Annotated in this window: 5 protein-coding genes; 4 read left to right on the top strand and 1 reads right to left on the bottom strand. The window is 35.1% G+C overall.

Annotated elements, in window-relative coordinates; translation table 11 throughout:
* Nucleotides 1–29: 29 nt before the first annotated feature.
* From ACTXGK_RS22525 to ACTXGK_RS22515, 3 genes are all read left to right on the top strand, one after another.
* Nucleotides 30–2897: a UvrD-helicase domain-containing protein gene (locus ACTXGK_RS22525; protein ID WP_296207037.1), complete on the top strand. Its 2868-nt coding sequence runs from the start codon at nucleotides 30–32 to the stop codon at nucleotides 2895–2897.
* 151 nt (nucleotides 2898–3048) lie between these two features.
* Complete coding sequence (locus ACTXGK_RS22520; protein WP_443516363.1) at nucleotides 3049–5136, top strand: ATP-dependent nuclease; 2088 nt, start codon at nucleotides 3049–3051, stop codon at nucleotides 5134–5136.
* A complete protein-coding gene (locus ACTXGK_RS22515; protein ID WP_296207040.1) occupies nucleotides 5127–6809 on the top strand; it encodes a UvrD-helicase domain-containing protein in 1683 nt (560 codons plus the stop codon). The genes ACTXGK_RS22520 and ACTXGK_RS22515 overlap by 10 nt, the downstream gene beginning before the upstream one ends.
* A gap of 236 nt (nucleotides 6810–7045) precedes the next feature.
* On the opposite strand, the gene ACTXGK_RS22510 is transcribed toward ACTXGK_RS22515, so the two are convergent.
* Complete coding sequence (locus ACTXGK_RS22510; RefSeq protein WP_443516365.1) at nucleotides 7046–8806, bottom strand: DUF262 domain-containing protein; 1761 nt, start codon at nucleotides 8804–8806, stop codon at nucleotides 7046–7048.
* A 664-nt stretch (nucleotides 8807–9470) separates the two neighbouring features.
* Between ACTXGK_RS22510 and ACTXGK_RS22505 the strand changes: the two genes are divergently transcribed.
* Nucleotides 9471–13664 (top strand): NACHT domain-containing protein, encoded by a 4194-nt coding sequence (locus tag ACTXGK_RS22505; RefSeq protein ID WP_443516367.1) that lies wholly within the window; start codon nucleotides 9471–9473, stop codon nucleotides 13662–13664.
* The last annotated feature ends 76 nt before the right edge of the window (nucleotides 13665–13740 follow it).

Here is a 13740-nt window from a genome sequence, read left to right as displayed (position 1 = left end):
TTTAATGCTAGACATACAAGAGAGTAAAGGTGAAGGATATTATTACGGTTGAACAATTGAATTTTAATTTCATTGGTAAGATTTTTGGCAAAAAAGGAATACTTCTAACAGAGCTAGCCTTGTCTTTAGATACCAAGAAAGGATCAGCAGAACTTGCCTCATTCTCTCAAGTTAAAAGATTTGCTTATATTGAAAAGGGATTCTTTGGTGCAACCCTATTTATTCATAACGGTCAATCGTTCGAAGAGTATAAGTTTTTATCAAAGACGAACTCTATAGCATTTTTAGAGTCTATCAACAGGAAAATCGCTCACTCCCTACAGCCCTATATGAGTAGCTTAATTGAAGAGTTTAATATTCAGGTTTTGAGTAATTACCCTAGGGACTCGAAATTAGATCAAATTAAATTAGTCGCAAATGAGCTGGCTACATACTATGAAGATGACAACGTGCCATGGGATTACTTCAGTGACTCCAAACTATATAGCGAAGTTGGGAAAATATACAGTCTTTATCCTATCAAACAAGAAGCCTTAGGCGCATATCATGAAAAAATCAACCTGGCGCTAAGAAAGGATTTCTTTGATAACGTAGAATCAAATCCTTTAACTGATGAACAGAGACTTGGTGTGCTCCGTTCTAATGATAAAAACATGGTACTGGCTGCTGCTGGTACGGGTAAAACCTCTGTCATGGTCGCTAAGGCTCTCGATCTTGTCGATAGAGGGTTGGCATCACCTCAAGAGATTTTAGTTCTAGCCTACAACAAATCAGCCGCTGAAGAGCTAAAAAATAGGCTTGCTGATAAAGCTGAGAATTCAGGCATCGTACTAACAGAGACACCTCAGATCTCAACATTCCACGCTTTAGGTAGAAAGATCTTAGAGGAATCTAACATCTCAACTTATATGAGCGTCTTCACTGAAGACAGCTTAAAGCTAGGTGTGTGGGTAACAGAGTGGTTGATAGAATATTTAACACAAGATCCCAAAAGAATGGTCGATTTTATATCACTATTCCCAGAACCTGTGAATCCTTTCGACTTTAAGACTCAAGAAGAGTATGAGCGACATATCAGAGACAATGAGTTTAGAACTCTTCAAGGCGAGTTGGTCAAAGGGTATCAAGAACTTAGGATAGCTAATTGGCTAGCTATTCATAAGATCCCATACGAATACGAAGCTCGTTACATCAGTAAGCGAAGAATTGACATAGGATTCGACTACCAGCCTGACTTTCATATATCTGACTCTAATATTTACATCGAGCACTTTGGTATCGATAGACAGGGTAATACTCGCCCCGATATAGATAAGCGAGCATACAACGAATCTATTGATAGCAAACGTAAACTGCATAAAGAGCTTGAAACAGTTTTAGTGGAAACATTCCATTATGACTGGACCGAAGATGCACTCGAAGCTCGTCTTGAAGAACGACTGGCTACCGTGGGAGTTATTCCCGATAAAAATTCGGTTGAAGACGCTTCAAAAGAGTTACTCTCTAAGCTTAAGGAAGGTAATCAAATTGCCACTTGGAGCAAAATGCTTATCAAGGCCTTACAAGCCACTCGATTTGAGAGATTGGATGAAGACTCAATTCTAGATAGGCTAGAGAAAGCTAGTATCTCACAAGCAAAGAAGAAGACACGTATTCTAACTGACTTGCACAACGCGTATGTTGAAGAGCTTGCAGCTACTGATTCAATTGACTTTGACGATATGATTATCCGTGCAATTGCAGTCGTAGATAATGGTCAATATAAACCTCACTGGAAATATATTCTTGTTGACGAGTTTCAAGACATATCTGCCTCTCGGATGGAGTTTGTTAACAGCATTATCGAAAAAGGGCCTGACCCCTCATTAACGGTTGTCGGTGATGATTGGCAGTCTATCTATCGATTCTCAGGTGGTAAACTTGAGCTCACCACTAGATTCAATGATCTGGTTGGACCGCATACACTGACAAAGCTCCAGAAAACATTCCGCTATAATAATAGCATTGCTGATACTGCTGGAACGTTCATCATGGAGAATCCTGAACAGTATCAGAAACACATCAAAACACACGACGTGGTTGATGAATCACAAGTATATTTATTAGATGATAAGACTAATGAAGAGAATGGTGTCTATAGCAGAGTCGCTGAGGTTGTCAGCAAGATTAGAGCAAATGACCCCGAAGGCTCGATAGCAATTATTGCTAGATATAACTATCTATTAAAAGATTCACGTGATTTTCTAGGTAAAGAAAAGTCTAAAGGTATCTACTTTTGGAGCTTTCATAAATCTAAAGGACTTGAAGCTGACTACTGCATCTTGATTGGTTTTTTCCAAGGAAAAAGTGGCTTCCCTAATGGAAATCGTGAAGATGCTATACCTGAGGCACTACTCCCAACATTAGACTCATTCCCTCATTCTGAAGAGCGACGCTTGCTGTATGTCGGCATAACGCGTTGTAAAAAGAAATCATATATTATTGCGAGTCCAACAGCCCCATCAGAGTTTGTTCTTGAACTACTGGCCCCTAAATATGACATCAATATCTTCTCTAAATCCTTCCAAGAACGCCACAGAAAAATATTTAAATGTCCTAACTGCGTAAACGGCTACCTACGCTTAATCAAAGGGCCGTATGGCAGTTTCTATGGCTGTAGCTCTGGTAGAGGTTGTTCGGTAGGTAAGGCACGTGTCTGCACTAAGTGCGAGGCACCCTCTGTCGATAGAGAACATGATAGCTTATGCAACAATAAAGACTGTGGTAATTCAATGAAAATCTGTAATAAATGTGGGCGTCCTATGAAGATGCGAGAAAGCAAATTTGGTAAGTTCTGGGGTTGTAGCGGATATGGTATCCCAGATGATCAATGTAAGAATACAATAAAGATTCGCTAATCGATATCGACTAAAGCAAATCACACTGTTCTTAGAATGAGCTCTTAAACCAATTGAAAAAATGTAGACTAACTTGTTGTGGTTTAAGTCAGCGGCGACTTTAAAACGTTTATTATTAACGGAATATTTATTTAAAAGGATGTTAGTAAAGATGTATATATCTCAATTAAAAATAACTAACTATAGAAGCTTTAAAGACATAACAGTTGAGTTTAACGACGGTATTAACGCTATCATTGGTTCTAACAACTCTGGAAAGTCAAATCTTCTTAGAGCACTTTCTATAATCTTCGATAAAAAATCAACCAAAAAACTTGGAATTGATGATTTCTGTAAATTTATAGATGAACAATATCTAATAGATGTACCACCTAAAATTACTATTGAAGCAACTATAAAAAAAGGAGATGACGATACTGCTACAGAAGATGATATTTCAGTGTTAGCGAATTGGCTCACTATTCTTGATGATAACTACGAAGCAGTACTAACTTATGAATTTTTCTTACCTGAGAAGCATGAATATACGTATAAAACCTTTATTGAAGAAATAGTAAATCGAGGAGAGGATGAGGATCAAAATAATGAATATATAAGTAATAAAATCTGGAAGATGATACAGAAAAATTTCCTAAGGTTTTATAAACACAAGATTTGGGTCGGTGATGTAAAGAATCAATCTACACTTGATCCAGAAACGCTTGATAGATTTGACTATCAATTTCTTGATGCGATAAGAGATGTAGAGAGAGATATGTTGTCAGGCAAGAATTCCTTGCTTAAAGAAGTTATAGACTTCTTTATGGATTATGATATTAAGAGTGATAGTACGTTAGACAAAAAAGCACAAAATGTAGCTATAAACACTAGAAGAGACGACTTTGCGATAAAATCAAATGATTTATTGAATGATATCCATGCGCGTATCAAACATGGCAAAAAAGAAATATTATCATACGCAACACAGACAGGGGCTTCATTTAACAACGCACTACCTAACTTTGAAGGCGCTTTATCAGAGCTTGAGATATATAGCGTTCTACAACTTATTGTTGAGTATGAAACAGGTATAAAGATACCTGCTAGGAACAATGGGTTAGGATACAACAACTTAATCTATATGTCTCTTCTTCTTGCCAAGATGCAGGTGAACGCTAACGTCGAACATCTCGACAGCAATGCTAAAGTCTTCTCCATGCTCATTATAGAAGAGCCTGAATCACACTTACATCCATCAATGCAATTTAAACTTCTTAAGTTCTTAGAAAATAATCGTAAGGCTAAAAAAGTAAGACAAATATTTGTTACTACTCATTCTACGCATATAACCAGTGCAGTTACTTTAGATAATATAATTTGTCTATATGAGAAAAACGACGGCACAGATGTAGCGTACCCTGCTAAAACCTTTACAGATGAACATGGCAATGAAGTCATTAGTAGTAAGCAATATATTGAAAGATTTTTAGATGCAGTTAAGTCTGATATTTTATTCAGTGATAGAGTCTTATTTGTTGAAGGTATTGTTGAACAGCTTTTAATATCTATATTTTCTAGGTATTTAGATAAATCATTGGAAGACTACCACATTAGTATAGTAAATATTGGCGGAAGATATTTTAATCATTTTTTCTACCTTTTTAATGAAGCGAATGAATACGCAATACCAAAGAAAATCGTATGTTTAACCGATAAAGACCCCGTGAGAAGGGATAAGAATAAAGATCGAAATTTCAAAACTTGTTATCCCTACGAGTTCAATATAGATAATGAGACATATGATTATGATTCTAATAATGTTGCCCACGCGTCTAGTAATATATTAATATTTAAACAAGATGACATACATGGTAAAACCTTAGAATACGAATTAGCTTATCTTAATCCCTCATTAAAAACACTTATAACAGAAAGTACTAAAAACAAACCTGAACTAAATAAGCTTATGGATCTATACGACGACCAAGAATCTACAGTTCAACAGTTGATAGATGTGCTTCGTGGTAGTGTAGAAAACACTCGTATTGAGACAGGAATAAATAGTTGTAGTTTGACAGATGATGAGAAAAAGCGCTCTATTATAGCTACAAGGTATTTAAATTCAGTCAGTAAGGGAGAGAATGCATTAGAATTAGCAATCGCTTTGCAAAGTAATTTATTTAATAAGGGAAATGATCTCTATGTTGACGTCGTAATCCCACCTTATATACAGGAGGCTTTAGAAGTATTATGTCAATAACAACTATTGAATCAGATGAGCTTATTGATATTGACTCACCTTTTAGAGTTTCGGCAGGTCCTGGAGCAGGTAAAACCTATTGGCTAACTCAACATATCCATAATGTTGTTAGAACTTCAGACAAATTGTTTATAACGAAAAAGGTTTTATGCCTAACCTACACAAATAATGCCGTTAAAACGATTCGCTTAAGACTTGGTAACGCTAATTCAAGGGTAGAGGTTATGACAATACATAGCTTCTTTTACCATCATATTGTCAAACCATATATTTCAGTGATAGCAGAAGAGTTCAACTTGGATGTCACGAAGATAGATGGACATGATGACAAAATACTATCGAATTATACTTTTCTTAAAGAATTGTCAGAGAAGCCCAAAGTAAGTTACGTTTCTCTGGAAAATAAACCTAAAATGGTAGATGCGATTAAAAGGTGTTACTGGCACTTCGATTCAAATAATAATTTAGTTATTAAGCCAAGTCATCCTGTAAAAATAGGTAGGTATAACCTAAGCAATACAACTTATTCAGAATACAAAAAACTAGCTTGGGAAAAAGGAGTGTACCATCACGACGATATAATTTTTTTCGCCTATCAAATTATAAATCAAGCTCCGTTTATTATAAAAATTATATCCGAGAAGTTTCCGTATGTATTTATTGATGAGTTTCAGGATTCTACACCACTACAAATTCATATATTCAAGGATATAGCTGAATATTCAACAATAGGAGTGATTGGCGACCAAGCTCAATCGATTTATGGTTTTCAAGGTGCAAAACCTACAGATTTCCATGATCTAGTTATTGATAATATACAGAACTTCCAGATAACAAATAATCGTAGATGCTCTAATGAAATTGTTAGTTTTTTGAATTTTATCAGACATGATTTAATGCAAATTCCTATTAGAAATATCTCTGATTTAAAACCAATTATACTAGTCGGAGATATGGTAAACGCTTACAATTATGCTTACAGAATCAATAAGAATATAACGACTTTATCACGTAGTAATATCGTATTAAACTTAGCTAAAGCAGAGTTAGGCTTGGGCGGTTTTAATAAAAAATTACTGGAAAAATTAGTTGAAGAAGATTCGAATCAAGTACGTTCTAAACTGATATCCAGCTCTATTAAAAGTCTTTTTTTATTACAGAATGGCGACTTTAAAGAGGCTATAAAGGAGTTGCAGAGAAGTTATCCGAATAAGGACTTACAGACAAAGAAGCTGATTCTAAATTATCTGACTAAGCTTTCAGCTAACTTTGAGACCATTGAGAAACAGTCTTTATTAGAGTTTTCTATATTTATAGTTGGTTTGACAGGCTTATCGTTTCCTAAAGTTACGCGAGGGAGAATTAGAAGATTTTATGAAGAAAATGATTTTATTAGCCTTTATCTTTGTGTGAAAGCGGTAAATGAAGATAGTCGTCATTTAACTATTCATAAAGCGAAGGGAAATGAATTCGATAATGTATTACTTTTATTGTCAGATCCGAAACACTTAGCTTTTATAACCCATCCAGACCTTACTAAAGAAGAACAACGAATTAACTATGTAGCAGTAAGTAGAGCTAGGAATAAGTTATTCATTTCGGTACCTATATTAGAAGATTCGCTTAAACAACAGCTCCTTGGCACAGGCATACTCGAAGTAGTAGAGATATAGCGTTACTACTTTCTTTGAAGGTTTTAGTTTAAGATCTACTATTAGAGTATTTTCTGTAACGGATGTAGAGGTAAGGAAAAGAATAGAAGATTATTGTAGAGAACAAGAACCAATCATAGGTTATAACCACCGAGAAATAGTCCTTTAAGCTCCTCCTTTCCACGTTAGCAATGCATCCAAAAATTCTAGTGGCAGTATAGTAGCTAAGCAATAAGCCGCGCCTCCTTGATTAGCTACTATATTACTTCCTCAAATGATTCTTCAATATAAGTGACATCAAATAGCTCATGCAGCCTTTTTCTTAGAAGTTGTTTCCGACTTGCAAAGAAGCCTTCGAAGTCTTCTAGCTCTAATGACTGCTCATCTAATATATAATTTCGCTTTAGATAATAAGTTGCATTGTCAGCTTTACTATTAACCCACTTAGATAGGTTAGTAGCCTGTTTTACAGTATTTTCGCGACCTTCGAGTAACTGCAAGTTAGGTACCTGATCTCGCATATCCTGCCACTGTTTGATAGTTTCTCCGTCTATTCCAATTTCTTTCAATATAGATGGCTTAAATTTGCTGTGTGGATGCATATGATCTTGATGGAATGAGATCTGATCTAACTTTAAGTCTGGATAAAGCGTTGAAAGTAATAAGAAGCTAAATGCTCCTTTTTTGTACTCTAAGAAGTTTTCAATGTCCGTGGTATCAATTGTTAGCTTCTTCCCGCCCGACATTCTGGTATTTTTATATTCGGAAAAATCAAACTTAATGGCTTTTAGTATGTATGTATCACCACCATCAGACTTTGTTCTTAACCCATCTCGCAAACCACTTAGAGCGGTATCTGCCTGACCGCTATAAACCTGCTTCAAGAGACTGTGCACAATCAACTTTCTTAGTTCTTGTTTAGTCGTAGGGTCAACCTTTCCGCCTTTATATAAATAATAGGCCAATGGAGTTGCAGCATAGTTGGAGGATAATCGCTTCTTATTAAAGCCAAACTCTCTTAGCATTGCTGCCGCATCTATTAAGGCCTTGCGAATTTGGTTCCAATTATCTTTTATCTTATTGATGTTCGTAGAGTTAAAGGTCTGCACCTTAAAGTTCATTGGAGCATCTACAAGAAATAAGCATGTCCGCATCAAAAAATCGGTATTGAAATTAAAGAGACCATCTTCGCCATTCATATCAGATATAAGTTTCTCAATTTGGTCACGACCATCCTCCCAATGTGCTACTAAGGTAGAGAATAGAAGATCAGATTTTGATAGTATCGTCCCGCCGCTATTGACGCGTACAAAAATGTCTAAGATGTCATCTAAGTCTTTATTAATGATCTTGAAGTAACTCACTAACTGGTCATCGTTAAATTTATTGAGTAAACGATTAATTATCTTTTTTGCTTGTCTTCTATTCTCTATTAACAGCTCTGATCTACTAGGATCAGTCTCAATTAGCTTATCAACAATATTGTCAGAGTCAGCATCCGAATCTTCAAGCTCATTTAAGATATTTCTAACAAGATAAAAGTAACCGCTTTTGCTATTCTGAGCATCTTTTTCAGTTAAAAATTTAAACTCATAATCCTCATTCAATAAGTTGATATACATTTTACGTTCGGGATATGCGCTATTGTTCGTGCTCTTTGCATATTTCTTCTTAGTGCAATACACACCTTGCAGAGCAATATACATTGAACTAATACGCTGCTGTCCATCCAATACTCCACGAATCTCAAAAGGAAAGTCGTAGTTGACTAGCTGATTTTTAGAGTCACGCTCATGATAGTTCTTAAGAAATTCATAAAAAGTATATTCATTGGCCTTCTGAGCTGTCAACTCCCAGAATAAGAAAGTTCCAATCGGGTAGTCCTGCATAATAGAATTAAACAATTTGCATATTTTTTCCTCGCCCCAAACAAATTTTCTTTGGATTGCAGGCAGGTAATACTTATTAGAGTTGATGTCTATAATTAGTTGCCTAATAGATAAGCTCGAATATGCCATTATGAAAAATCCTTTAATATCATCTTGAATTGCTCTTTAGCTTCAAAGCTGGCTTGCCATTTTGGCATAATTTTTATGTCTGGAGATACAGACAATATTATCAGATTTTTACAAACCCTATGCCGTTTCCATAATTATGATAAAACTATTGTGTTTGAGTGTTTACAGGTAAGTAGTTGTAGTTTTTAACATGGAGCTAAGCTACATTGTATTGTCAATACATTTGCCGGTTAGCAATGCTTTGAGAGCTTGATAATATTCCAATTAGGTTACCTATCTTTTTTAGTCATCAAGATATGGGTTGATAACCTGGCTTTATATTAGAACTTTTAAGGATGAGCTTACCATAGTCAGTTGGCGCTAATATTTATACTTAATATCAGTGCAGGTAGCTGAAATTTAAGCTTTCGAACGATTAAATCCAAAAAAGCACTTATTAGACTTGATAATCCATACTAGACAGCGTGCTTATGCCTTATCAGAATACATTAGCTAGTTGATGAAAACTGCTATGCCAAGATATTCAATCTTTTTGAGCAATAAAGTTAATGCGATTGTCTGCTGGCAAGCAAGTTATCAAAGGCAGCTTCTAGTTTGTAGTAATCAACTTTGATTATTGATATTATCGGTATAACTATTTTTCTAATTAGGTATATCAACATTTATGCTAGCAAATACTCTTGATTGGAAAGATATAAAAAGCTATGAGCATTCACAAAATACAGCTTTTGAAGAAGTTGTTTGCCAATTAGCTTACAACGAGAACAAAGAAAATGGTCAATATATTAGAGTCAAAGCTCCCGACGGTGGCGTTGAATCTTATCTAACCTTAGACAATGGTAACGAAATTGGCTGGCAGGCTAAGTATTTCTTTGATATTCACGATAGTCAATTCAAGCAGATTAAGAAATCGTTTGAGACAGCTATCACAAAGCACCCAAAACTGGTGAAGTATTATGTTTGTTGTCCTCTTGATAGAGCAGACCCAAGAATAAAAGATAAAAAATACCTTCAGGACAGATGGAGTGACTTCGTAGAAGAGTGTAAAGCGCTTGCCTCAGGTAAAGGTATGACTGTTGAGGTCGAGTTTTGGGGTGCTTTTGAGCTTAATAATAAACTTCAAAAACCTGAAAATGCTGGTATGGTTCAATTCTGGTTTGGTGGAGATAATTTTTCTGAAACATGGTTTACCGAACAAGTTAATATGTCTATCAGAAATTTAGGACCAAGGTTCACGCCCAAACTCAACGTAGAAATAAATGAAATCAATCATTATTTTGATGCATTATTAAAGAATGAACAGGCAAGAACCTATATTTTTGAGAAACTTAACTCACTCTATAAGGTAGCTGAAAGCTTAAAACAATCATGCGATAAGCACGAACTAGCTATAGAAGATGATGTTAGTAAACTATTATGTTGCTTAGTAAATAGTTGGCAAAATATATCAAAGGAAGATGCCAACGTCATACTAATCGATAATACTAATTATATAGAATTTAAAGAAATAGTAAGGTTGTCTGGGAGTATTCTCGGAAAAATTAGTAAAAAAATCAGCAACATTGAAGATGAAAGAGCTAGACGAAATTTTCAAAATGACTTGTACGAACTTAGAAACGTTATCGATGATTTTGAAGTCGAGTCACAAGCATTTAATTTATTTAATAACCCCTGTCTAATCGTTTATGGCGACGCTGGTATTGGTAAGTCTCATCTATTAGGTGATTTTTCGAACAAGTTGATCAAAGACAAAAAGCCGAGTATTTTCGTGCTCGGTCAAACATTGACAGATACCACGAACCCTTGGACGCAAATCTTAAAAGATGAGCTAAGACTTGGTTGTAACGAGGATGTATTTTTAGGCGTTTTAAATACTATAGGCCATGCTCAACAAGAAAGAGTTCCTGTTGTTATTGATGCATTGAACGAAGGTAAAGGACGTTCATTTTGGAAAAATACCCTTGCAGGCTTTATTGAAAAGTTTAAAAAATATCCTTGGGTGGCATTGATACTATCAGTTCGAAGTGAATATAAAGAAGGGATTTTAAGTAACGTACAACAAGATATCGAGGATGGTATAGTCAGTGAAATTCATCATCTTGGGTTTCAGTCTAACGTTTTTGAAGCGGTTCGGTCATTCTTTGAGTATTATCAGTTAGCTTTGCCAAAAGAGCCGTTACTAACGCAAGAATTTGCAAATCCTTTGTTTCTTAAAATTTATTGTGAGTATAAAAAACACACGCAAACCGATGACTTCGCAATGGTATTAACAGAGGTTTTCGACAATTATTTCTCATCAATCAATGCCAAGATAGCTGATGAGTTTGGATATAGATCTGCTTTAAATTATGTGCAAAAAATACTAAATAAGTTAGCTGAAGAAATTTTCCGTAATAGCACTCAATCGTTAACTTATGAAGATGCAATGCAAGTTGTCGATGCTCATACTTATTCTTTAAATGCAGATGCATTTTTGCAAGCGTTGATTGACGAGAACCTACTGACTTCTTATCAAAATCAAAGAGACAATAGCGAAGTACTGTACTTTTCGTATGAGCGTTTTTATGACTATCAGACCGCTAAATTTATTTGTGATGATAATGCGACACTGAATGATCTAGAAACTTACTTAAGTTGTGATATATCAAGCATAACGTATAAAAGCCAATATCTATCACAAGGTACATTGAGCATCTTAACTGTGCTTATTCCTAGCAAATTTGAAGTTGAGCTGTTTGAGTTGTTAGACAAGGATAAAGTTCATCAAAACTATTCTTTTGGCTCTGCTTTCATTGACGGTTTGTACTGGCGCGACTGTAGTAATTTTGATTTGAGCAGCTGTAAAGATTATATAAATAAAAGTCTTTCGAGAACTAGAGGACTGTTTTCAAAATTTATAAACCTACAATACAAGGTGGCAGGTAAAGAAAGTCATCCATTAAATGCCAAAAAATTGCACGAGTGGCTCTCAAAGCATAATTTAGCTGATAGAGATTCAGTTTGGACAACTCACATAAGTAGTCATCATCTCGATGAAGAATCTGCTCTTTTTACATTAATTGATTGGGCAAAGAAACAAGGTTTCTCGGAAAACCTAACAGATAATAGCCGGTATCTAGTTGCTGTTGCTCTCAGTTGGATTCTTACCACTACAAATATCAAATTACGAGACAACGCCACAATAGCACTGACTCGCCTTTTACAAAACCACATTCATATTTCAGTTGAATTGTTATCAGCTTTTCACAAGGTAGATGACTCTTATGTATTTGAACGTATTTTAGCTTCAGTTTATGGCGCAATCTTATCGTCGCAGAACCATGACGCAATAGTTGAAATATCCAGCTTTATCCTTAGTAATATCTTCACTAAAGAAGAGGTTTATCCTAATGTTCTTGTGAGAGACTTTGCTCGAAACATTATTGAATATGCTAATAATCATAATTTGGTAAGCTTTAGCGAAAGTGAGCTGACATTAGCTAGACCACCATATAAAAGTGTGTTTCCTAAAACCTTTCCTAGTAATGAGGATATTGACAATAAGTACTCGAATGATTATGAAGATAAAGGTGTTCCTAAATATCGTTTTTCTCAAGATAAAATTATAGACTCAATGACGACAGAATACGGTAGAGGTACAGGTTGGTACGGTGATTTTGGCCGTTATACCTTTCAGTCAAGTTTAGATGATTGGGAAGACGTACAGATTGATAAGCTTAGTAATTATGCCATAGAAATAGTCTTTGATAAATTTGGCTATGATGCAGAAAAACACGGTGAATTTGATAACAATATCCCATATACAGGTCGTAGTGAAAATAGTGTAGAACGAATTGGTAAGAAATATCAGTGGATGGCAATGTATGAAGTAGTAGCTAGAGTAGCAGATAACTTTAAAATGGCAGACCAATCAACACGTTGGAAAGATGATAAGAAATACATATGGTACAACGGTTCTATAGAGCCTTCTTTTAGAGATATTGATCCTACGTTTATACCTCCTGATTCAACTAATATCCGTCTTATAACTTCTCCTAAGTACAATGGGTGGAGTGATGACTTCGAAGAATGGGTAATTTCGAAAGATAATTTAATTGATTCAAAAGAAGTAATTTTAAACGATTTCCAAAATGAAGAATGGTTGTCTTTACATAGACACATTGAATTTAAGCCTAATAAAAAGTTGGGTGATGGCAATTATTCTGGCTCATATCAAAGTATGTGGTATATGGTCAAAGCATACTTAGTAAAAAATGAAGATTTTAATTCAGTCGTATCAAAAATAAAGAATAAAAACTTTATGGGTCAATGGATGCCTGAGCCTATAAAAAGATATAACGACTTATTTAATTTAGAGTATTACTGGTCTCCTTTGCTCAAGGTCTATGAAAATGAATATTATGGCAACTATGAGTGGCAAGACATATATGAACGGCGTACTAATTCAGAAAGAAATAGCTTAGGTGAGGTTTATATTTGTTCAGAAAGTCATATTTCAGAAGGGGTAAAAAATCGTGATTTAGGCTATAACATCAGTGCACCTGCTAAGTTGCTATTTGAAACATTAGATTTAAAAAACGATAATTTTTCTGGTTCATGGGTTAATGAGCATGATGAATTAGTCATGTTCGACGCTTCTCTTTATGGTAATGAATCTAGTAACAACCTAATGGTAAAAAAGGACGCATTAGAAGAACTGCAAAATAGTACTGGATGTAAGGTGATTTGGACAATATTGTCTGAGAAGATTGCGATGTACGGAGGTACTGAATCAACTGAAAAAAGGTTGAATATCTCAGGTGTGTATTATCTGGCAGATGGTAATCTCGTTGGTGAAGACTTTTTCTTCATAAATTAATTTCCATAAGTACATATGCTATTAATTTCGAGAAATAGGGCTATTACTCCTCATTTCGCCCAACTACCCTTATAAA

The organism is Psychrobacter sp. T6-5, from assembly GCF_052258485.2.
GTDB lineage: Bacteria > Pseudomonadota > Gammaproteobacteria > Pseudomonadales > Moraxellaceae > Psychrobacter.
Note: the sequence above shows the minus strand (reverse complement) of the source record. Positions and strands in the feature narration are given on the sequence as shown.